Below are 25,637 nucleotides of genomic sequence, written 5' to 3'. Positions count from 1 at the left end.
AGGCCAGCAATGATCCGCTCTTTCAAAAACAAGCTGACTGCGTCGATTGACGACGGATCTATGAAGAAGGGCTTTCCCGCCGATCTGGTACGCCGCGCCCAGCAGCTGCTCACGATCCTGGACGCGGCGACCACGGTAGAAGACCTTCGGTCACCGCCCGGTAACCGTTTGGAAAAGCGGTCCGGCGACCGTGAAGGCCAATATTCGATCCGGATCAACAAGCAGTGGCCCATCTGCTTCGTCTGGACGGAAGCAGGGCCGGAAAACGTGGAAATAACCGACTATCACTAGTCTGGCATTTTTTGTGGAGAGGCTCATGACAAATCTGCCAAGGAGGGCCAGCGAGCATGACAATCAGTAAATCGCCTCCGATCCATCCGGGCGAAATCCTGCGTGAACTCTATCTTGAGCCGCTGGGGATGTCTGCTTACGCTCTTGCAAGGCACCTCAATATTCCGCGCACCCGCATAGAACGCATTGCGGGAGAGAAACTCGGTATCACCGCCGACACCGCCTTGCGCCTGGCAAAATTTTTCAAGACCACACCGGAATATTGGCTGAACTTGCAGAACGCCTTTGACATTAAGGCGGCGGCTGCGAGGCTGGAAGCAGACCTTGCCAATATCAAAGAACTGGAAGCGGCTTAATTCTCAGCCGCCTGTCAGGTCACGGCCAGGCCGCATAAGATGGCGGCGGAACCTTCTGCATTCGCGTTGCCGTTCTCCTGAAACGGCCGGGAGACGTGCCCTCGTTGCGAGTGAAAAAGCGGTTGAAGTAGCCAGGGTCCTGAAAGCCCAATCGGAATGCGATTTCAGCGACTTGCAGCGATGAGTTCACAAGAAGGTCGCGCGCTTCGGACAGCAGTTCCCGGTGAATATAGGCCTGCGGCGAAAGCCCCGTCGCCTTGCGCACCGCAAATCCCAGCCGTTCGCGATTGACGCCGAGTTGCCTTGCATAGTCTTCCACGCCCCATTGATCACGTTTGTGCTGGCTGACCAGCAGCACAAAACGCTCGGTGAGGCTGCTAGGCGTGGAGACGGCTGCGGCAATATCGGCGATGGCGTGCTGGCATATGCGAATGAGGGTGACGGAGAGGAGGCTGGTGATGATCGTGTCTGAGCCGGTTGTCGCGCGGACATTTTCGCTGGCGATGGTCTCAAGATAACCCGCCAGTTCCTGCCGGTCCTTCTCCGCCGGCGTCTGCGTCAGAACACGTTGCAATATATTGCGAACAGCGCTTGCGCTCGTGCCGGTGGGCATCGCATGGGCAAGCCCGATTTCCGTCGTCTTAAGCAGCGATCCACGGCTTCCGGCATTCAGCCGTAGGCGGCCGTTAGGACCGATGGGCAGCCAGATCAGCCCCGGTGCCGGGACAGGCAGCGTCTTTTCACCCTGTATGATTTCCGCTTCCCCGGCGGACAGGAGAAGGAGATGGGCGCTATCCGATTCCAGCCGGAACTCGGATATGCGCAGCGTCGAGGCGAGGGTGCGCGCCGTGATCTCCACGCGATTGCCGGCAATCTGGCTGTGCAGCGGCATTCGACCTCCAAAAGTACAATAATGCGCCACATTAGTGCATTTTTTATGCGGCTGTCATTGCTAAACTTCGATCAGCGCAGGGGAAAGCCATGAGGAGAACGGCAACCCCGACAACGCGCTTTGGGAGGAACATCATGAATAGTCTGAAGCGCAGAACGCTGTTCTGCCTGCTCTCCAGTGCTGCCCTGTCGGCGGTATTTTTCGGTGACGCCAATGCGCAGGACCGCATCTCGGTGAAGATCGGTTATGCCGTCTCAAAAAGCGGCGCCAACGCCACGGGCGCCGGAATTACCACCATTCCCAACTACAAATTATGGGTGAAGGAGGTCAACGATGCCGGCGGCCTCACCCTGCCGGATGGCAAGCGCCTGCCGGTGGAAGTGGTGGAATATGACGACCGTTCCTCGGCCGAGGATGCGGTGCGGTTCACTGAGCGTCTGGCGAGCCAGGACAAGGTCGATTTCATTCTGCCGCCCTGGGGAACGGGCTTCAATCTGGCCGTCGCTCCGCTCTACGACCGTTTCGGTTATCCGCAGCTTGCGGTGACTGGTGTCACCGACAAGGCGCCCGATTTCGCGGCACGCTGGAAAAAGAGCTTCTGGATGCTGGGCGGCGGCCATGACTATGCCAATGCACTGGCCGATGTTTTGAAAGCCGCACGCGATGCCGGCCAGATCAACGACAAGGTCGCGGTGATTTCGGTGGCTGACGGTTTCGGCATCGATCTCATCAAGGCTGCGCGGCCGGCGCTGAAGGACGCAGGTTTCACGCTTGCCTATGACAAGACCTATCCGGTCGGCACCTCGGATTTCGCAGCACTTGTGAATGAGGCGGCGGCGAGCGGCGCCGACAGCTTCATCGCCTTTTCCTATCCGCCCGACAGTTTCGCGGTGACGAAACAGGCGCAGACCGCGCGATTCAACCCGAAGGTCCTTTATGTCGGTGTCGGCGGTGCGTTCCCGATTTTCCCGAAGGTCTCCGATGGCAAGCAGGAAGGCGTGATCAGCATCGGCGGGGTCGATGGCAGCAGCGACAAGATCGAGGATTATTTCAAGCGCCACGAAGCCTTCCTCGGCGCCAAGCCGGACAGCTGGGCAAGCGCCATCACCTATGCGAGCCTCGAAATGCTTGCCCAGTCCATCCAGCGCGTCGGCCTTGATAAGGCGGCGGTGGCGAATGAGCTTTCGACGGGAAGCTTCGAGACCGTCATCGGCCCGGTCAAGCTTGAAGACAACCAGCTCCGCCAACTCTGGTGGGCGGGGCAATGGCAGGGTGACCGTTTCGTGGCGATTGCGCCGGCAGACCGCGCGGGGGCGGCGAAGCCGGTCATTCCGAAGCCGCAATGGTGAGCCTTTGCCGGCCGGGGCCGTAAACCCCGGCCGGCAGGCTTCGGCCATGTTCCATACTGGAGACATTCCCTTGTTTTTATCCACCCTCATCTTCGGTTTGATGCTGGGAGGGACCTATGCGCTGATCGCGCTTGGACTTTCGCTGCAATATGGCATCGCCCGCATCATGAACCTTGCCTATGGCGAAGTGCTGATTGCGGCTGCCTTCATCACCTTCGTGCTGTTTTCCGCCTATGGCCTGTCGCCGCTCTGGTCGCTTTTCATCATCGTTCCGCTCGGTTACGCCCTGTCTTTCGTCATCTATCGGGTCATGATGCGGCCGCTGGTGCGCCGTTTGGGCGGCTCTGGCCGTCTGGAAGTCGATTCCATTCTGGCGACCTTCGGGCTGCTCTTCGTTATCCAGGGCATCATGCTGGTGGCGTTCGGCGGCAACTACCATTCCTATTCCTATCTCTCCGATGGCGTCGACGTCTTCGGCACGACAGTGGCGTTGAACCGGCTCTTGTCCTTCGGCCTGTCGGTCGCAATCGGTGGCGGGCTTTATCTGGCGCTCACCCACAGCCGCTGGGGCCTCAACCTGCGGGCGGTTGCGCTGGCGCCGAGGTCGGCTCCGCTGGTCGGCATCGATGTGAACCGCGTGGCCTCGATCGGTTTTGCGCTTGGCGGCGCACTCGCCGTGGCAGGCGGGGTGATGATCTCTATGTATCAGACTTTCTCCGCCTCCTATGGCGTGGTCTTCACCATGAAGGCACTTGTCGTCGTCATCATGGGCGGTGTTGGCAATCTGCTCGGCGCGCTGGTTGCCGGCTTGATGCTTGGCCTCGTGGAGACCTTCGTGCTCGTTTACGTCGATCCCGGCCTCACGCTTGCCGCCACCTATCTGCTTTTCCTTGTGGTGCTGCTCTGGCGTCCGGAAGGCATTTTCGCAAGGAGGGGCAAATGATCCCGCTTCTCATCGGCCTTGCCGCAGCCGCGCTGCTGGCGCTTTCGCCCTTCTTTTTCGATGCCTATGGTGTGGGCGTCGTCATCGGCCTGCTGGGTTATGCGACGCTCGCCTCCGCCTGGGCGATGTTCTCCGGCCCGACGCGGTATATTTCGCTCGCCACCGTCGCATTCTTCGGTGTCGGGGCCTATACGGTCGCGGTACTGAGCGAAGTTTTGCCATGGCCGCTCGTCCTCCTGAGTGCGGCCCTTGTCGGCGCGGCGCTGGCGCTCGTCGTCGGGCTTTCCACGCTGCGCGTCGCCGGCATTTATTTCGTGATCTTTTCCTTCGGTCTTGCCGAACTCATCCGCCAGCTCATTACCTGGTACGAGGTGAATGTGACCGGCACGCTCGGCCGCTATATCTTCCTGCCGCTGGAGCCACAGCATGTGCTCTGGCAATTACTGGCGCTGGCTGTCGTCACAATTCTGCTGTCGATCCTCATCGACCGCAGCAAGCTCGGACTGGCGCTGAAGGCAATCGGCGACGACGAGGTTGTGGCCGCCCATGCCGGCATTAATCTCGCACGCACCAAGTTGACGCTTTTCGTGCTGTCGGCCACGATCATCACGCTTGTCGGCGCCATTCAGGCCCCGCGCTGGGTCTATATCGAGCCAGCCATCGTCTTTAACCCGCAGGTCTCGTTCCTCACCGTCATCATGGCACTGCTTGGCGGAGCCACACGCCGCTGGGGACCGATCCTCGGTGCGGTGCCGCTGTTCTTGCTGTTCGAGTGGCTGGGTGCCAACTTCCCCAATCATTTTTCCATCATTCTCGGCGCTCTCTTCATCCTCATCGTCTTCGTGCTGCCGGAGGGCGTGCTCGCAGCGCTCGAAAAGTTGCGCAAAAAGGAGGAAGCCGCATGAGCGCCGTTCTCGAAATCACCGATATCCGCAAGACTTTCGGCGGGCTGAAGGCGGTGGATGGCCTTGGTCTTACCATCGAGGCCGGCGAGGTCGTCGGGCTGCTCGGGCCGAACGGTTCCGGCAAGACGACGCTGATGAACCTGATCTCCGGGGCGCTGAAGCCGACCGAAGGGTCTATCCGGCTCAAAGGGCAGGAGATTGCGGGCAGACGGCCGGATGTGATTGCGCGCGCTGGCGTGGCGCGCACCTTTCAGCTCGTGCGGCTTTTGCCGTCGCTTTCCTTGCTCGAAAACGTTGCCGTATCGGCCATGTTCGGCCCGCAACGGCTTTCGCGTCCCGAGGCGGAGAAGGTTGCGCGCGCCTGCCTTGAAAGGATTGGTCTTGCCGGGCGGGAGACGATGCCGGCTGGCGATCTCACCTATATCGACCAGAAACGCCTTGAACTGGCGCGTGCGCTGGCGGGTGAACCGAAGCTTCTGTTGCTGGATGAATGGCTCGCGGGCCTCAATCCCACCGAACTTCAGGAGGGAATAGCGTTGATCCGGCGGCTGGCATCGGAGGGTACGACGATCTTGCTGGTGGAACATATCATGGCCGCCGTGCGCGCCCTTTGTTCGCGCTCGGTGGTCATGGCGGCCGGTCGCAAGATTGCCGACGGGCCAACGGCAAGGGTGCTTGACGATCCGCACGTCATTTCCGCCTATCTGGGAGCGGCACATGCTTGAAATAGACGCACTGACAATCCGCTACGGCAAACATCTCGCGGTTGACGGCATATCGCTGAATGTCGCCAAGGGGGAAACGGTGGTGCTGCTCGGTGCCAATGGAGCCGGCAAGTCGTCGCTGTTGAAGGCGGTCGGCGGCATGGTTGCGGCAGCCGCCGGCGACGTACGCGTCAATGGCGCGTCGCTTGCCGATGTTCCAGCCCATCAGATCGTGGAGCGGGGTGTGGCGCTGGTGCCGGAGGGGCGCGGAATTTTCGCGGCCTTGACGGTGGAAGACAATCTCCGTCTCGGAGCCAATCCCCGCCATGCCCGTTCAGCGGAAAAGACGACAAGAGAGCATATTTTTTCGCTGTTTCCGCGGCTTGCGGAGCGGCGGCAGCAGCTTGCCGGCACCATGTCCGGCGGCGAGCAGCAGATGGTCGCCATCGGCCGCGCGTTGATGTCGGCACCAGATTATCTGCTGCTGGACGAGCCGAGCCTTGGCCTTGCGCCCATCCTTACACAGGAACTTTTTGCCGCTTTGGCGGAGATCAAGAAAAGCGGCCTTTCCATTCTGCTCGTGGAGCAGAATGTGCGCGAAAGCCTCGCGCTTGCCGATCGCGGTTATTTGCTGGAAGCAGGACGGATTGTCGGGGCAGGCACGGCTGAAGCCCTGTCCGCCGATCCCGCCGTGCAACGGGCATTTCTTGGCGGCACCACCGCCGCCATAGTCTGAATTCAGGAGGAAGATCATGCAGACTGTCAATCTTTTCATCGGTGGCGACCATTGCCCGGCCACAAGCGGCAAGCGCTTCGAACGCAGCAACCCCATTACCGGCGACCTGGCGACGAGTGCTGCGGCGGCAACGGTGGATGACGCTACCCGCGCGGCCGATGCCGCGGCGGCCGCTTTCCCGGTCTGGTCGGCAACGCCGCCCGGTGAACGCCGTCGCGTCCTTCTGGCCGCTGCGCAGGCGCTTCTGGCCGCAGGGCCTGATATTACCCAGGCGATGAAGGAAGAAATCGGCGCAACCGACGCCTGGGCCGGTTTCAACGTCAAACTGGCAAGCGATATGCTGGTGGAGGCGGCCAGTCTCACCACGCAGATCAAGGGGGAGGTCATCCCATCCAACCGCCCGGGAACCATGGCCATGGCGCTCCGCCAGCCGGCAGGGGTCGTGCTGTCGATGGCGCCGTGGAACGCGCCGGTCATTCTCGGCGTGCGCTCCATCGCCACCCCGCTTGCCTGCGGTAATACGGTTGTGATGAAGACCTCGGAACTTTGCCCGTGCACCCACGCGCTGATCATCGAGGCGGTTGCCTCCGCAGGACTGCCAAAAGGCGTGCTGAACGCCATTTCCAACGCGCCGGAAGATGCGGCGAAGATCGTTGAAACGCTGATTGCCCATCCGGCGGTCAGAAGGGTGAACTTCACCGGCTCCACCCGTGTCGGCCGCGTCATTGCGGAAACGGCGGGCCGTTACCTCAAACCCGCCCTGCTGGAGCTTGGCGGCAAGGCGCCCTTCATCGTGCTTGACGATGCCGATATCGACGCGGCGGTCTCTGCCGCTGCGTTCGGCGCCTACATGAACCAGGGGCAGATCTGCATGTCGACCGAGCGTATCATCGTGCTTGACAGCATTGCCGATACATTCGTCGACGCTTTCGCGAAAAAGGCCGCCAGCCTGACGGCGGGCGATCCGCGCGAGGGCAAGACACCGCTCGGCTCACTGGTCAGTGCCGAAGCAGCCTCGCGTATCCGGGCGCTGGTGGATGATGCCGTCTCCAAGGGTGCAAGGCGGGTTGCCGGTGGCGGTGGCGATGGCACGATGCTTGATGCGATCGCCGTCGATGGCGTCACGCCGGCCATGCGGCTTTATTCGGAAGAGAGCTTCGGCCCGGTCGTATCCATCATCCGGGCCGGCAGCATCGATGAGGCCGTGAGCATCGCCAATGAAAGCGAATTCGGTCTTTCCGCCGCCGTTTTCGGCAGGGATCAGGCGCGGGCGCTTTCCGTTGCCGCGCGCATCGAAAGCGGCATTTGCCACGTCAACGGCCCGACCGTTCACGATGAGGCGCAGATGCCCTTCGGCGGGGTCAAGGCTTCCGGTTATGGCCGTTTCGGCGGCGCGGCGGGCATTGCCGAATTCACCGAGTTGCGTTGGGTCACCCTGCAGGACGGGCCGTTGCATTACCCCATCTGAACGTCCTGATGCCTTGGCGGGCGGCCTCATCGCCGCTCGTCGATCAGCCAGGAGGTGAGTTTTCTCACCGCATTGTCGCTGTTCTTGGGACGCATCAGCCAGTAACCGCGGCCCGGAGCATCAAGGCTCGGACCCGCCGTCACCAGCACGCCCGCCTCAAGCAGGGGATCGACAAGCCCGGCCCAGCCGAGCGCAAAACCCTGTTCGCCGATGGTTGCCTGCACCACCATGGTGTAATTGTTGAAGCTGATATCGCCGCCATCATGCTCGGCGCCTCTCTGCACGCCGAAATGCTTGAAATAGGCCGCCCAGTCGAACCAGTGCGCCTGCGAGGTATTTTCGAGATGAATGAGCTTGCGCCGCGAAAAATCCGCGATGGTCGCGGGTGCCGGCGTTTCAGCCAGAAGGGCGGGTGAGCAGACCGGCGTCACCTTTTCCGAAAGCAGCAAGACTGCTCCGTCGCCCGCTTCCTGCCGCGTACCGAAAATGATCATCACGTCGCTATCGTGTTTGCCTTGCGCCATCGGGTCCTGCGTGGCGACGATCTGGATGTTGATATCCGGGTTGAGGACGCGAAAACCATGCATGCGCGGGATGAGCCAGAGAGACGAAAAGGCGTAGTCCGTATGCAGGCGGATGGTCTGTCGCTCTTCCGTCCGGCGAAGCTGCTGCGCCAAAAGGTCGATGGCGTCGACATTGCGTGAAACGATCTCGAATAGTCTTTGTCCCTCGGCCGTCAGTTCGATGCCGCGATGTTTGCGGCGAATGAGCGCGACGCCGAGCTCATCCTCCAGCCGGCGCATCTGATAGCTGACCGCCGGCTGGGTCAGTCGCAGGGATGCAGCCGCTGCCGTCAGGCTACCACGGCGGGCAACCTCGGTGAAAATGCGCATCCATCCCAGATCGAGCGGTCGGTCTGACATTAAAATTCCTTATATCAACCATCGAAAAATACCCGCTTCACAGGCAAAAGCAACGTGGTGTTCAATAAACTGGATTGATAAAAGGGGAGCCGCAATGAAAACCATTTCTCATCTGCATCGCATCGCCGCCGGTCTCATTCTGTCCGTGGCCGCCTTCTCCACCCCGCTTCAGGCGGCCGACGACGCGGCCTGCAAGACGATCCGCCTTAGCGATCCCGGCTGGACCGACATCACCGCCACCAATGGCGTCGCCGCCGTGCTGCTTGATGCGCTGGGGTATGAGGCAGACGTCAAGACGCTGTCGGTGCCGATCGGCTATCAGGCGATGAAGAACGGCGAGATTGACGTCTTTCTCGGCAACTGGATGCCAGCGCAGAAATCCTTCGTGGATGATCTGAACGCCGCCAAGGCGGCCGAGGTGATTACGAAGAACCTAGAGGGCGCCAAGTTCACGCTGGCAGTGCCGGCCTATATGGCGGAAAAGGGCGTCAAGGATTTCGCCGATCTCGCCAAACACGCCGATGAATTCGAAAGCAAGATTTACGGCATCGAGCCGGGTGCGCCCGCCAACCAGAATATCCAGAAGATCATCGACGCCAATGATTTCGGCCTCAAGGGCTGGCAGCTCGTTGAATCCGGCGAGCAGGCGATGCTGGCGCAGGTGGAACGGGCGGGCAGGGACAAGAAGGCGGTGGTTTTCCTCGCCTGGGCGCCACACCCGATGAACGAGAAGATCGATATCGCCTATCTCTCCGGCGGTGACGCCTATTTCGGCCCGAATTTCGGCGGCGCGGAAGTCTATACGCTCGCCCGCACCGGCTGGCCGCAGCAATGCCCGAATGCGGCGACGCTCTTCAAGAACCTGAAATTCGATATCGGCATGGAAAACAGCCTTATGGGTTCCATTCTCGGTGGCGAGGATTCCAAGGCGGCGGCAGCGGCCTGGCTGAAAGCCAATCCGAAAGCGCTGGATGGCTGGCTGCAGGGCGTTACCACGCTGGATGGCAAGCCGGGTGCGGACGCCGTCAAGGGCAAGCTTGGTCTCTAAGCCGGAAAGTCGAAATGCCGCGTCCCAATATCCTGATCCTGATGGCCGACCAGTTCAACGGAACGTTTTTTCCCGATGGTCCGGCTGATTTTCTCCACGCGCCACATCTGAAAACATTGGCGAAGCGATCTGTCCGCTTCGCCAATACCTATACGGCAAGCCCGCTCTGCGCGCCGGCCCGCGCGTCCTTCATGTCCGGGCAATTGCCGAGCCGGACGAGGGTTTACGACAATGCCGCCGAATTCGCCTCCGATATCCCGACCTATGCCCATCATCTGCGGGCGGCGGGTTATTACACCGGCCTTTCCGGCAAGATGCATTTCGTCGGGCCCGATCAGCTCCATGGCTTTGAAGAGCGCTTGACGACGGATATTTATCCGGCGGATTTCGGCTGGACGCCTGATTATACCAAACCCGGCGAGCGGATCGACTGGTGGTATCACAATCTTGGTTCGGTGACTGGCGCGGGTGTCGCCGAAATCACCAACCAGATGGAGTATGATGACGAAGTGGCCTATCACGCCACCCGCAAGCTTTACGACCTGTCGCGTCGTCTCGACGATCGACCGTGGTGCCTGACGGTCAGCTTCACCCATCCGCACGACCCCTATGTGGCACGGCGCAAATTCTGGGATCTCTACCAGGAATGCCCAGCGCTCGACCCCGAGATGAAAGCGCTTTCCTTCAGTGAACACGACCCGCATTCGCAACGGCTGCTGGAAGCCTGCGACCATCGGGCTTTCGATATTTCGCCCGAAGAAATACGCCGGGCACGGCGCGGTTATTTCGCCAATATCTCCTATATCGACGAAAAGGTCGGCGAAATCCTTGATGTTCTGAAGGCGACGCGGATGGAGGATGACACGATCATTCTCTTCCTGTCCGACCATGGCGATATGCTGGGCGAGCGCGGTCTGTGGTTCAAGATGTGTTTCTTCGAGGGCTCCGCCCGCGTGCCGCTGATGGTGGCCGCACCCGGTTGGCAGCCGGCTTTGATCGATACCCCTGTCTCGACACTCGATGTCACGCCGACGCTGTGTGGGCTTGCCGGCCTAGATATCACCTCGCTCAAACGCTGGACCGATGGCGAGGATTTGGCGACACTGGCTCACGGGACCGGCGGGCGCGGCCCGGTGCCGATGGAATATGCCGCTGAAGGCTCCATCACGCCGCTCGTCGCCATCCGTGACGGCCGCTACAAGCTGTCGGTCTGCGAGGCTGATCCGCCGCTGCTCTACGATGTTGAGGCTGATCCGCAAGAGCGCATCAATCTTGCCGGCGATCCCGCTTTCAGCGATGTGCTCTCATCGCTTTCGGCAGAGATTGGCCGACGTTGGGAATTGCCGGTGTTCGACGCCGCTGTTCGCGAAAGCCAGGCGCGGCGCTGGGTGGTCTACAAGGCGCTACGCAACGGCGCCTATTATCCGTGGGATTATCAGCCCCTGCAAAAGGCGTCGGAACGCTACATGCGCAACCACATGGACCTCAACGTGCTGGAGGAAAACCAGCGGTTTCCGCGTGGAGAGTGAAACGGGCAGGATGCCTCAAGCGGCGGAGGTCACCCTCGGTGCACCGCCTGCCGCCTGCACGGCAAGACTGCCCGCAGCGACCCCGGCTTTGAGGCATTGCTGTTCGTCCTGTCCCTGAAGCCATGCATCGAGAAAACCGGCATTAAAGGCATCGCCTGCGCCAGTTGTGTCGATGACCGGGACTTTCTGGGCCGCGCTGTGGTGAAGCCCGGCCCCAGAAGACACCCATGCGCCTTCCGCGCCACCTTTGAGCGCGACGGTGGGAAAAGCCTCCGCCAGTGTCCTGATGGCCGCTTCGGGGTCTGAATAACCCGTGATCGCTTCCGCCTCCTCGAGATTGGGCAAAAACACATCGACGCCGGCACAGGCCTTGAGCAGGCCTTTGTCGTAGATCAGCGCTGCATCCCAACTCGGGTCGAGAGAGACTGACAATCCGCTTGCCTTGGCCCGCGAAACCAGCTCGGGAATTTCGTGCAGAGTAGCAAATTCGGCGATGTGCAGATGCCGCGCTTTATCCCATGCAAAGGCGACATCCAGCGTCGAAGGCCGGGCGGCACCGGCGCGGCGTGTCAAAAATGCCCGGTCCTGACCGACCACTGTCGCTACTGTGACTTGCGGTCCGGCATCTGTTGCATGTTCCAGAAATTGCAGGTCCACGCCGCTTTGCGCCATTTTCTCACCGATATCGCGCGAAAACGTGTCGGTGCCGAGCCTTGCCAGCAGCGCAACCGAGCGGCCTATATGGGCAAAATGTGCGGCGGCAATGAAGGCTCCACCGCCGGCGGCAATTTCCATGTCGCGGGCAAACAGTTCCCGGCCAAGCACGGGCAATTCGTCAAGCCCGGTGAAAATGAGGTCGCAATAGATCCGGCCGATGCTGATGACGGCTGTTTTTTCTGTTGTCATCATGCGCGGCCCAGAAGCTTTTCCGTCTTCGCATCGAAAAGATAAAGCGAACCTGCCTCCGCCTGGCATTGCAACCTGCTACCGACAACGGGAATGGATTTTCCCCTCGCCGTGGCGATCACGGACGTCGTGTCGGTATCCAGATGAACCAGCGTTTCCGGGCCGAGGGGCTCGACGGCGGTTACGGTTCCCTCAAGCGTAAACACTCCCTGCGGGGCTTGGGTTTCATCAACCAGCAGGTCATGCGGACGAACACCGACCAGAAGGTCACCCGTGGCGGAGGGGGCAACGCCGTTACTTGTTCTTGAACCCCGCAGCAGGTTCATCGAGGGGCTGCCGATGAAGCGGGCGGTGAAAATATCGACGGGTGTTTCGTAAAGTTCCGTCGGTGTGCCGACCTGCAGGATATGGCCGTCCTTCATCACCACGATACGGTCAGCCATGGTCATGGCTTCCACCTGATCATGGGTGACGTAGACGGTTGTCGTCTTAAGACGTTGATGCAAGCGCTTGATTTCAATGCGCATCTGCGAGCGCAACTGAGCGTCGAGATTGGATAGTGGTTCGTCGAACAGAAAGGCGGCGGGATCGCGGACCATGGCGCGGCCGATGGCGACACGCTGGCGCTGGCCGCCCGACAGGGCCGCGGGACGGCGGTCGAGCAGTGCCTCAAGCCCCAGCACCCGGCCGGCCTCTTCGATGCGCCGGTTCTTTTCCGTCTTGTCGAGTTTTGCGGTGTAAAGCCCGAAGCCGATATTCTGGCGAACCGTCATATGCGGGTAGATCGCATAGTTCTGGAAGACCATGGCGATGTTGCGCTGTTTCGGCTCTTTCTCGTTGACGACGTTGCCGGCAATCTTCAACGTGCCGTCGGAAATCTCTTCCAGCCCGGCGATCATGCGCAGCGTGGTGGATTTTCCGCAGCCGGAGGGTCCGACGAAAACGACGAATTCACCGTCTTCAATGGTCAGGTCTATGCCTTTGACCGCTTCGACCTTGCCGTAGCGCTTCACGAGTTGATTGAGTTCGATTGTCGCCATTATCGCGCTCCCGTCAGGGCGGTGAATTTCTCGGCCAGTTCGGCGGCCTTCGCCGCTTCATGGTTGGTGGATCGTTGTGCCTCAGCCTCAAATGCACCAAGCTTGCCGCGATAGGCTGCAAACGCCTCCCGCATCGGTTCAGGCGCCGGGCCGCCGAAACGGCTGCGCACCGCGACGAAGTGCTCCGGCGAGACGATCTGCCTGAACTTTTCCTCGTCAATGCCGGTCTCGCGTCCTGTCAGTTCACTGAAAGCCCTGAGGAACGGTTGGTAACCGTCATTGGGTAGATCGCCTTTCAGCGCAACGACGCTTTTGGCGACGGTTGCGGCAATTTCATGCGCCTGGCGGAAAGACAGGTCTTCGATACGAACAAGCGAATCCGCCAGTTCCGTGATGGTGATGCAGGACCTGCGAATGTTCTGGTCGACCCTTTCAGGATCGATGCTGATCTGGCCAACGAGGCTGGCGAGAAGGTCGAGAACCCGGCCGGCGGAGGCGAAGGCTTCGTAACCCATGCCCTGTGTTTCGCCTTCGCTGTCGTTCATGTCGGTAAAGGGCGTATTGTGCATCACATCGAGCATGGTCCGTGCCCGCCCGAATGTTTGGCTGGCAAGGTGGCGCAGATGCTCGATCGGCACCGGGTTGCGCTTCTGCGGCATGATGGAGGAAATCTGCACCAGCGAATTCGGCACGTAGATCTGGCCGACTTCGAAGCTCGTCCAGAACTGGAAATCCTGAATGAGCCTGCCGAGATGCAGGAACATCAGTTCGATCGCGCCGTAGGTTGCTGTCGTATAATCCACGGCGGCAATGCAGGAATAGGAATTGCGCAGCGGAGCGGCAAAGCCAAGCAATTCGGCAACACGCGCCCGGTCGATGGGGAAGCCCGAGGTGGTGATGGCGGCGGCGCCCATCGGCGAGAGATCGACGATGCGTCGCGCTTCGGCGAAGCGGTCGATATCCCGGATCAGCACTTCGATGGCGGCGGAGAGATAGTGGCCGAAGGTGGTGGGCTGGGCCGGCTGCCCATGCGTATAGGCCACAATCAGGGTGGATTGATTGCGCTCGGCGGCGTCGATCAGCGCTTTTAAGAGAACGCGCGCCTTGGCGGTGAGCGTGTCGATCTTGTCCTTGAGGCCGATCTTGAACAGCGTGTGATCGATATCGTTTCGCGAACGGGCCGTATGCAGGCGGCCGGCCACATCGACGCCGATGCGGGCTTTCAGCTCCTTCTCGATCAGGAAGAAGAAATCCTCGACCTCGCCGGTATAGACCAGTTCCGATGGTTCGATGGTCCTGTCGATATCCTCAAGCGCGCCGGCGATTTCGGCCGCCGTTTCGGCATCGAGAATGCCGGTTTCGCGGAGCATGACCAGATGGGCGCGGTCTATGCGGCGAAACCCGTCGACATGGTGGTTCTTGGCGCCATCAAAAAGCGGACGCAGCACGGTTTCCTTGTAAACGGGATCGGGAAACTTGCTGGTATCCGACTGGCGCGGGTTGATATCGGCCATGATATTATCCTTTCAGACCCGCCAGCATCACACCGCGCACGATGTAGCGTTGCAGGACGATGAAGACGATGAGGGTGGGGATGGTCGCAATGGCTGCGCCCGTCATGATCATTTCCCACTGGATTTGCTGTTCCACCGCGAAGCTCGAAAGACCGACCGGCAGGGTGTAGAGTTCCTTGCTTGTCGTGACAATCAGCGGCCAGAAAAAGGCTGTCCAGTTTCCGAGGAAGGTGAAGATCGCGAGTGCGGAGAGCGCCGGCGTCACCAGTGGCAGGGCGACTTTCCACCAGATCTGGAATTCGTTCAGCCCATCGACCCGCGCAGCCTCCAGGAAGTCGTTCGGAACCGTTTCGAAGAACTGTTTCATCAGGAAGGTGCCGAAGGCCGTCATCATGCCGGGGAACATGATGCCCCAGTAGCTGTCGAGCCAGCCCAGCTGGCTGGACATCAGATACCACGGGATAACAAGCATTTCCGTCGGTATCATCAGTGTCGACAGGATCGCGAGGAAGATGAAATAACGGCCCCGAAACTCGAATTTCGCCAAGGTATAACCGACCAGACTGTCGAAAAAGCAGTTGGAGACGGTGACGAGAACCGCGACCAGCGTCGAATTGAAGAACCAGCGCAGGAAACGGCCATCGGCCATCACGGTCATGTAGTTCGCAATTGTCGGTGCCGCGGGAATGAGCCTGAGATCATAGACCTGATCCGCGGTCTTGAACGAGGTCGCGAACATGAACAGCAGCGGCGAAACCATGATCAGGCCGCCAATGAACAGCAGCGTCCAGGCGACGATGCGGCCGGGGCGGATGCGGGCGTGGGAGAGTGGCAAGGCTTCGCTCATTTCTTTTCCCTCAGCACCCAGAGCTGGACCAGCGACACGACAAGAAGAATGGTGAACAGGACGACCGTCTGCGCAGCGGCATACCCCATCGCATAGGAATTGAACGCAGTCTGGTAGATCATCAGCACCAGCGGTTTGGTGGATCCGAGCGGCCCGCCCGGATCATTGGTGGTCATGTTATAGACCTGGTCGAAAATCCGCAGGAAACCGATCGAGGAAAACACCACGAGGAAAACGGTGGTGGGCTTCAGGAGCGGAAGCGTGATCTTGCGCAGGATCGCCCATTCACCCAGCCCGTCGATGCGGGCGGCTTCGTAGAATGTTGTTGGAATGGCGCGCAGGCCGGCCATGAAGATGATGATCTGGAAGCCGAGCCCCGCCCAGATGGCGGTTACCATGACGGAATACAGCGCCTGATCGGTGGAGCGGATAAATGGCTGCTGGGGAATGCCGATCATGCCGAGCACGTCGTTGATGATGCCGATGGGCGGCGGCTGATAAAACCAGCGCCAGACCCAGGCCATGGCGGCGGCCGTCGTCAGATAGGGCAGGAAATAAAGCGCGCGGATGAACCCGTGCAGAATGCGCACCCGGTCGAGATAAAAGGCGATGACGAAAGCCAGCACAAGGCTGATCGGCGTGCCGACGATGAGATAGGTGAAGGTGTTCTTGAACACCTTCCAGAATTGCGGGTCCTTGAACAGCTTGACGTAATTGGCGATGCCGATGAACTTTGCCGGCCGCAGCAGGTCCCAGTTGGTGAAGGACAGATAGAAGGCCTGCAGTGTCGGGTAAAACCGGATGACGCTGTAAAACAGGATCGGGATCGCCAGAAAGCTCCAGATCCACAAAAGCCGTTTCGTGCGCATGGAAAGGCGATCTCCGAAGGAGCCGCCGGGGCGGCCGGATGCCGCCCCCTGTTGATCTATCGCTGTCATGTCTGAACCTGCGGTTTTCAGGGTTTCGCCGCGTCGATGATTTCCTGCTCGGCTTCAGCTGCCTGTTTGACGGAATCTTCGACCGACTGACCTTCGAGCAGGACCCGGTTGGTCATGTCGATGGCGTTCTGCCGCTGGGCGGCCTCATCCATGAACAGCGTCGTGTGGGCATATTCCAGACCCTTCAGGAACGGCGCGTAGATCTGGTCCTTCAGGTTTTCTTCGGTCAGCGCTGCGGAGCGCCGCGCCGGCAGTTCGCCCACCGTCTTCAGCCAGATCGCCATGGCTTCCGGGGAAGAGATGTAAGCGAGGAACTTCTTGGAGGCCTCGAGTTCTTCACCCGTTGTCTTGGCGCTGATGCCGTTGGCGAAGTAGCTCGCATAGTTGGAGCGGATGTTCTTGTCATTGGTGGGAAGCTCGGTCACGCCCCACTCGAAATCCTTGATGGTGCGGAACGAGCCCAGCCGGAAGGTGCCGTCGATGGTCATGCCGGCCTTGCCAGCGCGGAAGGCGGCCTGGCCTTCATCCATGAAGCCGACCTGACCGATCTTCTTTTCAAGCTGCAGGCTGGTATAAAATTTCAGGGCCTGAATGCCCGGCTCGCTATTATAGGTCACTTTCTGGTCGTTGTCGGCATAGGGCTCGCCGCCATATTGGCGAATGAGGACTTCACGCCACCACTGGTGGTCCTGGCCGCCCATGTCGAGCGTTGAACCTGCAACTGTCAGGTTTCCGGCGGCGTCATGTTTAGCGATCTTTTCCGCCGCGGCAACGAATTCGTCGAGCGTCTTTGGCGGATTGGCAGCGTCCAGACCGGCTTCGGTGAAGAGCTTTTTGTTGTAGAACAGCGCCAGCGAACGAACCGCTGTCGGCAGGCCGTAATAGTCGTCGCCGCGCTTCATCGCGCTGACGATCGGGAAGAATTCGCTTTCGATCTTGTCATGCGGGAAGGCATCTTTAGGTAGCGGCTGCAGGATGCCGCCGGCCGCGAACTTGTCCAGCCAGCCGTAGAACAGCTGCATCACGTCAGGGCCTTTGCCGGAAAGATTGGCGGCGATGACGCGCGTCTGGTAATCGGCGTATGGAAAGGTCACCTGCTTGACGGTGATGTCAGGATTGGCCTTCTGGAATTCCGCGATCAGCTCATCCATGGCCTTTACGCGGGTGTCGAAGACATATTGCCAATATTCGATTTCAACCGCCTGCGCGGCGTTGAATGCAAATGTGCTGAAACCGGCGACCAAGCCGGCGAACAGAGTTGCCCTGCGCATGTAACCCTCCATTTGCTCCGTCCGGTCTTCCGGATGCGGAGTGATCGTTCCCTTTATCCGCGCTTTCGCGCGCGCTCATTGGCTCGGCTGGTAACGAGAATTTTCCTGTCCCATCCCCATGCGAGCCTGACCCCCGGTCGTCCTCTACGGTTCTCCGAACACGGGCATTTGTCAATAAGATAATTTACTTGAATTATTGTATTGCGCTTATCGTCATTTGGACGTTATGAATTTTCTAAGGGGCGGGGAAATTGAAGAGATGACGGTGCACACGGTAGATACCTATCCCGTAGCAATCGGAAAAAATCCTGAGCGCAGCCGCGAGCACAACAGGCGAGTCGTCCTCGATCTTGTGCGCCGGCACGGCTCGCTCGGTCGCGCCCAGATCGCCAAGATCACCCATCTGACAGCCCAGGCAGTCGCTAATATCGTCGATGAGCTGGTGGGTGAGGAATTGCTGAAGGAACTCGGCCGCCGTCGCACCGGCAGGGGCCAGCCGCCGATCCAGTTCGCTGTCAATCCGGATGGCGGCGCGACGATCGGCGTGGAAATCGCCGCTGACCATATGGTCACCGTCGGCCTCGATCTGGCGGGAATGCTGCGCACCCATCGCGTCACGCCGCTCAAGGATACGACGCCGGAAGCCATCCTCAAAACCTTTGCGGTGGAACATGCCGCGGTTGCAAAAAATGTCGGATGCCGGCTGCTCGGCACCGGCGTCGTCATGCCCGGACCTTTCGAGATCGATGGCATGACCTCCGTCGGACCGACGACGCTTTCCGGCTGGGTGGGTATCGATGCCCGGCAGATGCTGAGCGAGGCCTGCGGCCAGCAGGTCGTGGTGGAAAACGATGCGACGGCCGCCGCCGTCGGCGAACGCCTGTTCGGCGCGGGGCTGGCGATCCCGAATTTCTGCATGATCTATTTCGGTGTCGGCATCGGTCTCGGCATCATTCAGGATGGTGCGCCCTATCGCGGCGCGTTCGGAAATGCCGGCGAAATCGGCCATGTCACCGTTTCACCAAAGGGCAGGCTTTGCCCGTCCTGCGGGCAGAGAGGGTGTCTCGAAGCTTATGCCTCGGCTTACGTGCTGAAGGAAAAACTTGGGCGCGCCGGTGTTGCCGATACGGAGCTTGACGATCTCGAAACCCTGTTCAAGGCCGGCCATCCTGTGGTGATGGAGTGGATCGACGAGGCCGCGGCCCATTTGGCGCCCATGGTTGCGATGCTGGAAAACATTCTCGATCCGCAGACGGTCATTCTCGGCGGCGCACTGCCTGAAGCTATCATCAGCGAGATCATTGCGCAGATGGGGCATCTGCCGACCTCGGTCGCAAGCCGCAGGCAGCGGGAACTGCCGCGCGTCATGCACGGCAAATCCGGACAGCTGACGGCAGCACTCGGCGCTGCCGCCCTGCCGCTGTTCGACATCGTCACACCAAAACTCGAGACGTCCTCGGGTGCCGCAACGCAGGTGCCCGGCTGAATATTGGAGGAGACCGCCCATGCTTAATCCCCGGGAGCGCATCGAACGGCAGATGGCCGATCCATGGCTCGTGCGTCTGCACCGCAAGCTGAGCGCGCTTAAATCCACCGTCACCGTCATGCATACCGGCGCGCATCCCGACGATGAGCAGAACGGACTTCTTGCCTATTTCCGCATGGAACTGGGCATGCGCACCATCATCGCCTGCTCCACACGCGGCGAGGGCGGGCAGAATGCGCTGGGTCCGGAGCGGCTCGGCGCGCTCGGCGTCATCCGGTCACGGGAGCTGGAGGAGGCCGCGCGGGTCATCGATGCCGACATCAGCTGGCTCGGCCATGGCCCGGCGGATATCATCTACGATTTTGGTTTCTCCAAGGATGGCGATCAGACTTTTGGCCGCTGGGGGCAGAAGCGCATCGTCGAAAGGCTGGTGCGCGCCTATCGCAGGGAGCGGCCTGATATTGTCATCCCGACCTTTCTCGACGTGCCGGGACAGCATGGCCACCACCGCGCCATGACGCGCGCGGCGAAAAGCGCAATCACTCTGGCCGCCGATCCTTCGGCTTATCCGGAACATTTTTCCGAGGGGCTCAAACCGTGGCGGGTGGCGAAGTTCTATCTGCCGGCATGGTCGGGCGGGGGCGATACCTATGACGATGAAGTGCCGCCGCCGGAAATAACGCTGACGGTGAAGGCGCCGGGCAAGGAACAGGCGACCGGGGCGCAATATGACCGCATCGGCGAGTGGTCGCGTTATTACCACGCGTCACAGGGGATGGGCCATTGGCCGAAGCAGGCGCAGGAAGTCTGGCCGCTGCATCTCGAACTTTCCAGCGGTGAAGTTGGCGGGGAAGGCTCGATCTTAGACAATCTGCCGTCTTCCCTTGCCGACCTTGCCGCTTTCCCGGGACTGGATGCCGAATTGGCCAATGCGCTGGTGGGGGCGGAACGGGCCATCACCGAGGCAATCTCGGCCTTTCCCGACAGACAGCGGATAACGGTACAACTCCTGAACGCTGCTGCGCTATTGCAGACGGTCGATGAGGCCGCGAGCGCGGATTTCAAGGCGTTGCATGGGCACAGGATCGCGCGCAAACGGGCGCAGGTCGATGCGGCCATTCTGACAGCGCTCGATCTTTTCGAGCGGGCATATGCCGAACCGGCGGAGATCGTTCCGGGTGGAAGGTCGGCCCTTTATGTGGAGCTGGCCGACAGGGCGGCTGAATTTGAAGTCGAGGTCGACCCAGTCCTGCCTTCCGGTGTTTCGTCGTCGGTTCAGTCGCGTGGTCAGACGCTGGTCTTTTCGCTTGCCGCCGATCAGGATGCCGCGGTTTCCGGGCTCTATCAGCCGGACTGGAAAGCAGCGGGTGGCAATGGCCATGCTTCGGTGCGCCTTTCCGCAAAGATTGAAGGCCGTCAGGTTTCCGCCCTCTACGATCTGGAGGAACCGTTTTTTGTGACGCCCGCGCAGTCGCTTATGATCTCGCCTGAAGCGCTGCTGGTTCCGCTTGGGCAAGGGCAGGGCGCACAGGGTTTTCAGGTTCACATCAAGGGTGCTGATTCACCGGTTTCGTTCCGCGCTGCCGGTGGCTGGAGCGTGCGCAAGAGTGGTGATGACTGGTTGGCCGAACGCACCGGAGAAACGGCGCCCGGCCTTGCTGAGATAGAAGCGAGCGTCGGTTCACAACCGGCCTTTCAGATTACCCCCATCGCCTATCCCCATATTGGCAGGGCGAGGTTTCTTGCTCCTTCCGCCCTCAAAATCCTCTCGCTGGACCTCAAACTGCCTGAGGGCGCCCGCGTGGGGTATGTCGGCGGCGGTGCCGACAGGGTGGGCCTCTGGCTTGCGCGACTGGGTCTCGATGTCACCGAACTCGATGCACAGGCGCTCGGCGGCGATCTCTCCTCCTTCACCACCATTGTCGTCGGCATATTCGCCTTTGGCATCCGCAGGGATCTGGCCGCGGCAACAGATAAGCTTCATCGTTTCGTGGAGAATGGCGGGCATCTGGTTACGCTCTATCATCGTCCGACGGATGGTTGGAACCCGGAGACAACGCCGGTTCGGCGTCTCGAAATCGGCAAGCCGTCACTGCGCTGGCGGGTGACGGACCCGAAAGCGGAGGTGACGGTTCTTTTGCCCGATCACCCGCTGCTGGCAGGCCCCAACGCCATCGACGCCGCCGACTGGGCGGGCTGGGACAAGGAGCGCGGGCTCTATTTCGCCTCGCGCTGGGATGATGTCTACGAGCCCTTGCTTGCGATGCATGATGTCGATGAACAACCGCTCAAGGGCGCGCTGGTTTCCGGTGTCATCGGCAAGGGCCGGCACACCCATACCAGCCTTGTGCTGCATCACCAGATGGACAAGCTTGTGCCGGGGGCGTTCCGCCTGATGGCCAATCTCGTGCAGCCGGCGTGAACGGCGACGCGCAAATCGAAGAACAGCAACGCCCACGCGAAACAGATACGCGCGCGGGCGTAGGCTGGCTGTTGCTGGACATGACCCTTGTGGCAGGTGGCATGACAGCGCTCGTGAAGGCGCAGGGCGTCACCTATCCCGCCTTCCAGCTCGTCTTTATCAGGGCGATGATCGGTCTGATTTTCATTCTGCCGCTGATCTGGCGACACAGGGGGGAGATGGCACGCGTCAAATATCCCTGGCGGAATATTTTCCGCATCTGCTGCAACGCCATCGCACTCACCAGCAATTTCTTCGCCATCACCCTGTTGCCGCTTGCGACCGTCAATGCCGTTGGCTTTTCCCGGCCGTTGGTGACGATGGCGATGGCTGTTGCCTTTCTTGGCGAGACTGTGAGCCGTTTTCGCTGGGCGGGGGCCAGTCTGGCATTTGTTGGTGTTCTCGTAGTCATCGGACCTGGGGGGGCGGAGTTTGGCGTGGGCGTGCTTGTCGTTTTGGTGTCGGTGGTGTTCGGCGCGCTGGCGGTGATCCAGACCCGGGCACTGCGACAGGAGAACACCACGGTCATGATGGTATTCTACACGGTTGGGTTGGCGGTCATCACCGCCGTTCCGGCGATCTGGACGTGGAAGCCGGTGGCCTCATTCGACTGGGTTGCGCTGCTCGGCATCGGATTGCTGGCGCAGATGGGGCAATATTGTTTTCTACGGGCCTATCGCATCGCCGATGCCAGCGTGCTTGCGCCCGTCAGTTACCTGTCGATCCTGTTCGTGATCGCTGTCGGGTATTTCCTGTTTGACGAAGTGCCGGAAAACCGCGTGGTGCTCGGCATTGCCATCATCCTGGTTTCGCTGCAGTCCACCGCACTTGCGGAATATCTTCTGAAAAGGTTGCGACGCAGACGGTGACCTTTACCGCTACTGCGCCAGAAGGCGCAGCCGGATCCAGCTCAGGGCCGAAGCCTTGGCGCGATCGTAAAAGGCACGGGCAAAGCGCACATAACGCATGATCCAGGCCAGCCAGCCATAGGTAAGCAGCTTTTCCTTGCCCGCGTGATAGATGCGCTCGACAATCAGGAAGGTTGAGAGATGGGCAAGGATCGTCAGAGCCACCCCCGACTTGAAAGCGCCATGGGCGATGAGAATGAGGCCGACGACCTTCATCGGCTCGGCAATCGCAAAGGGGACGGCAAGACAGAGAAGAATGGCAAGGCGCGGCAGCTGCGCGATCCTGTTTTCCAGCCGCTGAATGAATGTCAGGTTTGATATGGCCCTGATGACTGGCCGGTAGAGCGGGCGGAAAATACCGTCGAGAACGAGGGCGAAAACGATGATTGCCCTGATCGGAAAGATGAGGATCGTCCTGATTTTGCTGTTCACCTCGATCGGTCTCCAAAAACGGCGCAACCGTCCATCCTTAATCGCCTGAAACATGTCAAAACCAAGTCGCATTTCTTTCAACTCTGCTGGACGCTCGCATACATGCCGGTGGTGCGGAATTCGCTGGGATTGATGCCGTAAAGCCTGCGGAAAACCTTCGAGAAATAGTTCGGATCCTCGAAGCCACACAGCACCGAAACCTCCTTGATGGGGATGTTCGCGGCGGTGGTGAGAAGTTTTGCTGCACGCCTGAGCCGCCGCTGCAGGACGAATTCCGCCGGCGGCAGACCTTCGCTCGCCGTGAAGATGCGTGAAAAATGCGCCCGGCTGAGGCCAGCTACCGCCGCAAGGTCGCTTACCGAGAGCCGCTCGCCGAGATGACTGTCGATATAACTCAGCACCTGTTGCAGGGTGCGATATTCGCCGCCAAAGGAGGGGTGCGAGCCGAAGACATCGTCATAAAGCGTCATCGCCGCCTCATAGGCGACAGCGGAGGCAGCCCCCGGCGTTTCCGCGCCATTGACCAGGCGCGAGCAGCATTCCGCAAGATGATTGACGGTTTCTGGCTGGAGCTTGAGGATAGGGCCGGTAACGGAGAGGATATTGCGGTGAATTCGCAGGGCTTCCTCGCCGTTCATGGAAATCCAGAAGAACTCCCACTCCTTGCCCGCTTCAAGCCAGTAGCGGTGATTGTGAGGGATGAGCAACAGCAGGGTTTCACCCGGCTTCACAACATAATGCCGGTTTTCGTAACGCAGGTTGCCCTGTCCGGCGATGCAATATTGCAGGACGGTGAAGGGCGTCTGCCCACGCTTGCGCCCGTCCCAGTCATAATTACCGCCTCGGCGGATTTCATAACCGCTGCTGGTCGGCATGGTGTGCAGCGTCTGGCGGCCGCGCGGCAGCGAGACGGTGCGCATGCCGGGTCCCTGATCGATCAAATCCCGCAGCACAAAATTACCCATGAAAGCATAATCCTTCTCTGGTCCTCTCCCTCTTTATACGCATAATCCCGATCCGAGGAGACAGCCAGCGGGATATTGTTGCTGAAAAATTGGGAAGAGGGCCGGTTTTCCGGGATTCTCACGGGTATTTTTCTGTAGCGCCATTCCATGATCCTGCGGCCCGTTTCACCCGTTCGATTTGCAACAGAGGTGGCGTTATGAGTTTCAAAATCGCTATTATTGGCGCAGGCAGCGTCGGTTTCACGAAAAAACTGTTCACCGATCTCCTATGCGTGCCGGAATTTCGCGACATCGAAGTCGCGCTCACGGATATCAGCCAGCACAATCTCGATATGATAAAGGCGATCCTCGAAAAGATCGTCGAGGCCAATGGTTTCCCGGTGAAGGTGACGGCCGATACCGATCGCCGCCGGGCGCTGGAGGGCGCGAAATATATCATCAGCTGCGTGCGGGTCGGTGGTCTCGAAGCCTATGCCGATGATATCCGTATTCCGCTGAAATACGGTATCGACCAGTGCGTGGGTGATACGATCTGCGCCGGTGGCATTCTCTATGGCCAGCGCAATATTCCGGTCATTCTCGATTTCTGCAAGGATATCCGCGAAGTCGCCGCACCGGGCGCAAAATTCCTGAACTATGCCAACCCGATGGCCATGAACACCTGGGCGGCCATCGAATATGGCAAGGTCGATACGGTCGGTCTTTGCCATGGCGTGCAGCACGGTGCGGAGCAGATCGCCGAAATTCTTGGTGCTAAATCCCCGTCCGAGCTGGATTACATCTGCTCCGGCATCAACCACCAGACATGGTTCATCGATCTGCGCCTCAACGGCCGCAAGATCGGAAAAGATGAGCTGGTTGCCGCCTTCGAGGCGCATCCTGTCTTCTCGCAGCAGGAGAAGCTGCGCATCGATGTTCTCAAGCGCTTCGGTGTCTATTCGACGGAAAGCAACGGCCACCTCTCCGAATATCTGCCGTGGTATCGCAAGCGGCCGGAGGAAATCGCCCGCTGGATCGACATGTCGGACTGGATTCACGGTGAAACCGGCGGTTATCTGCGCCACTCCACCGAAACGCGCAACTGGTTCGAAACCGAATTCCCGCAGTTCCTGGCGTCTGCCGCCAAGCCGATCGATCCGGCAAAGCGTTCCAACGAACATGCGAGCCATATTCTCGAGGCGCTGGAGACGGGACGTGTCTATCGCGGCCATTTCAACGTCAAGAACAACGGCGTCATCAGCAACCTGCCGGCGGATGCCATCATCGAGTCACCCGGTTTCGTCGACCGTTTCGGCATCAACATGGTGTCGGGCATCACGCTGCCGGAAGCCTGTGCGGCCACCTGCATGGCCTCCATCAATGTGCAGCGCATGTCGGTGCATGCGGCGGTGAGCGGCGATATCGATCTCCTGAAGCTCGCCGTGCTGCACGATCCGCTGGTGGGCGCCGTCGCCACGCCTGAGGAGGTCTGGCAGATGGTGGACGAGATGGTCGTGGCACAAGCGCGCTGGCTGCCGCAATATGCCGATGCCGTGCCAGCAGCCAAGGAAAGGCTGGCGAAATCCACCGTCAAGACGCATGACTGGGCGGGGGCTGCGCGCCGCAACGTGCGCTCCATCGAGGAGTTGCGGGCCGAAAAATCTTCACTGAAAAAGGCTGTCTGAGAAAAAGCATGGAAACATGCCGGCGGCGGAAGGGAGTCCGCCGTCCGGTCAAAACGATCAC

At 60.2% G+C, this 25,637-nt stretch carries 24 protein-coding genes; 14 read left to right on the top strand and 10 right to left on the bottom strand.

What is annotated here, in order from left to right; genetic code table 11:
* Positions 1 to 9 precede the first annotated feature (9 nt).
* Positions 10 to 291: a type II toxin-antitoxin system RelE/ParE family toxin gene (locus NYR50_RS15385; RefSeq protein WP_418137483.1), complete on the top strand. Its 282-nt coding sequence runs from the start codon at positions 10 to 12 to the stop codon at positions 289 to 291.
* A gap of 56 nt (positions 292 to 347) precedes the next feature.
* Positions 348 to 647, top strand: a complete 300-nt coding sequence (locus NYR50_RS15380; RefSeq protein ID WP_035264270.1) for a HigA family addiction module antitoxin — start codon at positions 348 to 350, stop codon at positions 645 to 647.
* Between the two features lie 19 nt (positions 648 to 666).
* Here the strand turns inward: NYR50_RS15380 and NYR50_RS15375 are convergent, their stop codons facing one another.
* A complete protein-coding gene (locus NYR50_RS15375) occupies positions 667 to 1,539 on the bottom strand; it encodes a helix-turn-helix transcriptional regulator (protein ID WP_418137482.1) in 873 nt (290 codons plus the stop codon).
* A gap of 134 nt (positions 1,540 to 1,673) precedes the next feature.
* On the opposite strand from NYR50_RS15375, the gene NYR50_RS15370 reads away from it, so the two are divergent.
* The 6 genes from NYR50_RS15370 to NYR50_RS15345 all read left to right on the top strand — a co-directional run bounded on the left by NYR50_RS15370 (position 1,674) and on the right by NYR50_RS15345 (position 7,644).
* Entirely contained in the window at positions 1,674 to 2,888 is a 1,215-nt protein-coding gene (locus NYR50_RS15370; protein ID WP_418137481.1) for an amino acid ABC transporter substrate-binding protein, read from the top strand.
* A gap of 70 nt (positions 2,889 to 2,958) precedes the next feature.
* Positions 2,959 to 3,831, top strand: coding sequence for a branched-chain amino acid ABC transporter permease (locus NYR50_RS15365; protein ID WP_418137480.1), 873 nt, complete (start codon positions 2,959 to 2,961; stop codon positions 3,829 to 3,831).
* The gene (locus tag NYR50_RS15360) at positions 3,828 to 4,736 is read left to right on the top strand and encodes a branched-chain amino acid ABC transporter permease (RefSeq protein WP_418137479.1); all 909 of its coding nucleotides are present in this window, start codon (positions 3,828 to 3,830) and stop codon (positions 4,734 to 4,736) included. The genes NYR50_RS15365 and NYR50_RS15360 overlap by 4 nt, the downstream gene beginning before the upstream one ends.
* Positions 4,733 to 5,461 carry an ABC transporter ATP-binding protein gene (locus NYR50_RS15355; protein ID WP_149148153.1) on the top strand — a complete coding sequence of 243 codons (729 nt, stop codon included), beginning with the start codon at positions 4,733 to 4,735 and terminating at the stop codon, positions 5,459 to 5,461. Before NYR50_RS15360 ends, NYR50_RS15355 begins: the two co-directional genes overlap by 4 nt.
* Positions 5,454 to 6,176, top strand: coding sequence for an ABC transporter ATP-binding protein (locus NYR50_RS15350; RefSeq protein ID WP_418137478.1), 723 nt, complete (start codon positions 5,454 to 5,456; stop codon positions 6,174 to 6,176). The genes NYR50_RS15355 and NYR50_RS15350 overlap by 8 nt, the downstream gene beginning before the upstream one ends.
* A gap of 16 nt (positions 6,177 to 6,192) precedes the next feature.
* Positions 6,193 to 7,644, top strand: a complete 1,452-nt coding sequence (locus NYR50_RS15345) for an aldehyde dehydrogenase (protein ID WP_418137477.1) — start codon at positions 6,193 to 6,195, stop codon at positions 7,642 to 7,644.
* A gap of 26 nt (positions 7,645 to 7,670) precedes the next feature.
* Here NYR50_RS15345 and NYR50_RS15340 read toward each other — a convergent pair whose 3' ends face one another.
* Positions 7,671 to 8,567 (bottom strand): choline sulfate utilization transcriptional regulator, encoded by an 897-nt coding sequence (locus tag NYR50_RS15340; protein WP_418137476.1) that lies wholly within the window; start codon positions 8,565 to 8,567, stop codon positions 7,671 to 7,673.
* 94 nt (positions 8,568 to 8,661) lie between these two features.
* Between NYR50_RS15340 and choX the strand changes: the two genes are divergently transcribed.
* Both choX and betC read left to right on the top strand, forming a co-directional pair.
* Complete coding sequence (gene choX / locus NYR50_RS15335) at positions 8,662 to 9,615, top strand: choline ABC transporter substrate-binding protein (protein WP_418137475.1); 954 nt, start codon at positions 8,662 to 8,664, stop codon at positions 9,613 to 9,615.
* 14 nt (positions 9,616 to 9,629) lie between these two features.
* Complete coding sequence (gene betC, locus NYR50_RS15330; protein WP_418137474.1) at positions 9,630 to 11,144, top strand: choline-sulfatase; 1,515 nt, start codon at positions 9,630 to 9,632, stop codon at positions 11,142 to 11,144.
* A 15-nt stretch (positions 11,145 to 11,159) separates the two neighbouring features.
* Here betC and NYR50_RS15325 read toward each other — a convergent pair whose 3' ends face one another.
* The 6 genes from NYR50_RS15325 to NYR50_RS15300 are packed head-to-tail and all read right to left on the bottom strand — an operon-like array spanning position 11,160 to position 17,672.
* Entirely contained in the window at positions 11,160 to 12,053 is an 894-nt protein-coding gene (locus tag NYR50_RS15325; protein WP_418137473.1) for a carbohydrate kinase family protein, read from the bottom strand.
* Positions 12,050 to 13,090, bottom strand: coding sequence for an ABC transporter ATP-binding protein (locus NYR50_RS15320; RefSeq protein ID WP_418137472.1), 1,041 nt, complete (start codon positions 13,088 to 13,090; stop codon positions 12,050 to 12,052). Before NYR50_RS15320 ends, NYR50_RS15325 begins: the two co-directional genes overlap by 4 nt.
* The gene (argH, locus tag NYR50_RS15315) at positions 13,090 to 14,604 is read right to left on the bottom strand and encodes an argininosuccinate lyase (protein ID WP_418137471.1); all 1,515 of its coding nucleotides are present in this window, start codon (positions 14,602 to 14,604) and stop codon (positions 13,090 to 13,092) included. Before argH ends, NYR50_RS15320 begins: the two co-directional genes overlap by 1 nt.
* A 4-nt stretch (positions 14,605 to 14,608) precedes the next feature.
* Positions 14,609 to 15,451 carry a carbohydrate ABC transporter permease gene (locus NYR50_RS15310; protein WP_006312430.1) on the bottom strand — a complete coding sequence of 281 codons (843 nt, stop codon included), beginning with the start codon at positions 15,449 to 15,451 and terminating at the stop codon, positions 14,609 to 14,611.
* On the bottom strand, positions 15,448 to 16,389 hold the full coding sequence (locus tag NYR50_RS15305) for a carbohydrate ABC transporter permease (protein WP_060725579.1): 942 nt from the start codon (positions 16,387 to 16,389) through the stop codon (positions 15,448 to 15,450). The genes NYR50_RS15310 and NYR50_RS15305 overlap by 4 nt, the downstream gene beginning before the upstream one ends.
* 17 nt (positions 16,390 to 16,406) lie before the next feature.
* Complete coding sequence (locus tag NYR50_RS15300; protein WP_418137470.1) at positions 16,407 to 17,672, bottom strand: extracellular solute-binding protein; 1,266 nt, start codon at positions 17,670 to 17,672, stop codon at positions 16,407 to 16,409.
* 247 nt (positions 17,673 to 17,919) lie between these two features.
* Here NYR50_RS15300 and NYR50_RS15295 point away from each other — a divergent pair, with 247 nt between their 5' ends.
* The 3 genes from NYR50_RS15295 to NYR50_RS15285 are packed head-to-tail and all read left to right on the top strand — an operon-like array spanning position 17,920 to position 22,476.
* Positions 17,920 to 19,146: an ROK family protein gene (locus NYR50_RS15295; RefSeq protein ID WP_418137469.1), complete on the top strand. Its 1,227-nt coding sequence runs from the start codon at positions 17,920 to 17,922 to the stop codon at positions 19,144 to 19,146.
* 19 nt (positions 19,147 to 19,165) lie between these two features.
* Positions 19,166 to 21,568, top strand: coding sequence for a PIG-L family deacetylase (locus NYR50_RS15290; protein WP_418137468.1), 2,403 nt, complete (start codon positions 19,166 to 19,168; stop codon positions 21,566 to 21,568).
* Entirely contained in the window at positions 21,565 to 22,476 is a 912-nt protein-coding gene (locus NYR50_RS15285) for a DMT family transporter (protein WP_418137467.1), read from the top strand. Before NYR50_RS15290 ends, NYR50_RS15285 begins: the two co-directional genes overlap by 4 nt.
* 9 nt (positions 22,477 to 22,485) lie before the next feature.
* Here NYR50_RS15285 and NYR50_RS15280 read toward each other — a convergent pair whose 3' ends face one another.
* The gene (locus tag NYR50_RS15280) at positions 22,486 to 22,947 is read right to left on the bottom strand and encodes a hypothetical protein (RefSeq protein WP_418137466.1); all 462 of its coding nucleotides are present in this window, start codon (positions 22,945 to 22,947) and stop codon (positions 22,486 to 22,488) included.
* Positions 22,948 to 23,024: 77 nt separating this feature from the next.
* Entirely contained in the window at positions 23,025 to 23,912 is an 888-nt protein-coding gene (locus NYR50_RS15275; RefSeq protein ID WP_418137465.1) for an AraC family ligand binding domain-containing protein, read from the bottom strand.
* 197 nt (positions 23,913 to 24,109) lie between these two features.
* Between NYR50_RS15275 and NYR50_RS15270 the strand changes: the two genes are divergently transcribed.
* Positions 24,110 to 25,576 carry an alpha-glucosidase/alpha-galactosidase gene (locus NYR50_RS15270; RefSeq protein ID WP_418137464.1) on the top strand — a complete coding sequence of 489 codons (1,467 nt, stop codon included), beginning with the start codon at positions 24,110 to 24,112 and terminating at the stop codon, positions 25,574 to 25,576.
* The last annotated feature ends 61 nt before the right edge of the window (positions 25,577 to 25,637 follow it).

Origin of the sequence: Agrobacterium sp. El2ro-1b (assembly GCF_048298475.1) — a bacterium.
GTDB classification, from domain to species: Bacteria; Pseudomonadota; Alphaproteobacteria; order Rhizobiales; family Rhizobiaceae; genus Agrobacterium; species Agrobacterium fabrum.
The sequence above is the reverse complement of the archived record's forward strand: the minus strand, read 5'-3'. Positions and strand labels throughout refer to the sequence as shown.

Excerpts from the sequence above, each read along its gene's own strand:
- NYR50_RS15310 (WP_006312430.1), bottom strand. The coding sequence starts at position 15,451 with ATGAGCGAAGCCTTGCCACTCTCCCACGCCCGCATCCGCCCCGGCCGC.
- NYR50_RS15290 (WP_418137468.1), top strand. The coding sequence starts at position 19,166 with ATGCTTAATCCCCGGGAGCGCATCGAACGGCAGATGGCCGATCCATGG.
- NYR50_RS15350 (WP_418137478.1), top strand. The coding sequence starts at position 5,454 with ATGCTTGAAATAGACGCACTGACAATCCGCTACGGCAAACATCTCGCG.
- betC (WP_418137474.1), top strand. The coding sequence starts at position 9,630 with ATGCCGCGTCCCAATATCCTGATCCTGATGGCCGACCAGTTCAACGGA.
- NYR50_RS15325 (WP_418137473.1), bottom strand. The coding sequence starts at position 12,053 with ATGATGACAACAGAAAAAACAGCCGTCATCAGCATCGGCCGGATCTAT.
- NYR50_RS15385 (WP_418137483.1), top strand. The coding sequence starts at position 10 with ATGATCCGCTCTTTCAAAAACAAGCTGACTGCGTCGATTGACGACGGA.
- NYR50_RS15340 (WP_418137476.1), bottom strand. The coding sequence starts at position 8,567 with ATGTCAGACCGACCGCTCGATCTGGGATGGATGCGCATTTTCACCGAG.
- argH (WP_418137471.1), bottom strand. The coding sequence starts at position 14,604 with ATGGCCGATATCAACCCGCGCCAGTCGGATACCAGCAAGTTTCCCGAT.
- NYR50_RS15355 (WP_149148153.1), top strand. The coding sequence starts at position 4,733 with ATGAGCGCCGTTCTCGAAATCACCGATATCCGCAAGACTTTCGGCGGG.
- NYR50_RS15370 (WP_418137481.1), top strand. The coding sequence starts at position 1,674 with ATGAATAGTCTGAAGCGCAGAACGCTGTTCTGCCTGCTCTCCAGTGCT.
- NYR50_RS15275 (WP_418137465.1), bottom strand. The coding sequence starts at position 23,912 with ATGGGTAATTTTGTGCTGCGGGATTTGATCGATCAGGGACCCGGCATG.
- NYR50_RS15375 (WP_418137482.1), bottom strand. The coding sequence starts at position 1,539 with ATGCCGCTGCACAGCCAGATTGCCGGCAATCGCGTGGAGATCACGGCG.
- choX (WP_418137475.1), top strand. The coding sequence starts at position 8,662 with ATGAAAACCATTTCTCATCTGCATCGCATCGCCGCCGGTCTCATTCTG.
- NYR50_RS15345 (WP_418137477.1), top strand. The coding sequence starts at position 6,193 with ATGCAGACTGTCAATCTTTTCATCGGTGGCGACCATTGCCCGGCCACA.
- NYR50_RS15320 (WP_418137472.1), bottom strand. The coding sequence starts at position 13,090 with ATGGCGACAATCGAACTCAATCAACTCGTGAAGCGCTACGGCAAGGTC.
- NYR50_RS15305 (WP_060725579.1), bottom strand. The coding sequence starts at position 16,389 with ATGACAGCGATAGATCAACAGGGGGCGGCATCCGGCCGCCCCGGCGGC.
- NYR50_RS15360 (WP_418137479.1), top strand. The coding sequence starts at position 3,828 with ATGATCCCGCTTCTCATCGGCCTTGCCGCAGCCGCGCTGCTGGCGCTT.
- NYR50_RS15300 (WP_418137470.1), bottom strand. The coding sequence starts at position 17,672 with ATGGAGGGTTACATGCGCAGGGCAACTCTGTTCGCCGGCTTGGTCGCC.
- NYR50_RS15270 (WP_418137464.1), top strand. The coding sequence starts at position 24,110 with ATGAGTTTCAAAATCGCTATTATTGGCGCAGGCAGCGTCGGTTTCACG.
- NYR50_RS15295 (WP_418137469.1), top strand. The coding sequence starts at position 17,920 with ATGACGGTGCACACGGTAGATACCTATCCCGTAGCAATCGGAAAAAAT.
- NYR50_RS15380 (WP_035264270.1), top strand. The coding sequence starts at position 348 with ATGACAATCAGTAAATCGCCTCCGATCCATCCGGGCGAAATCCTGCGT.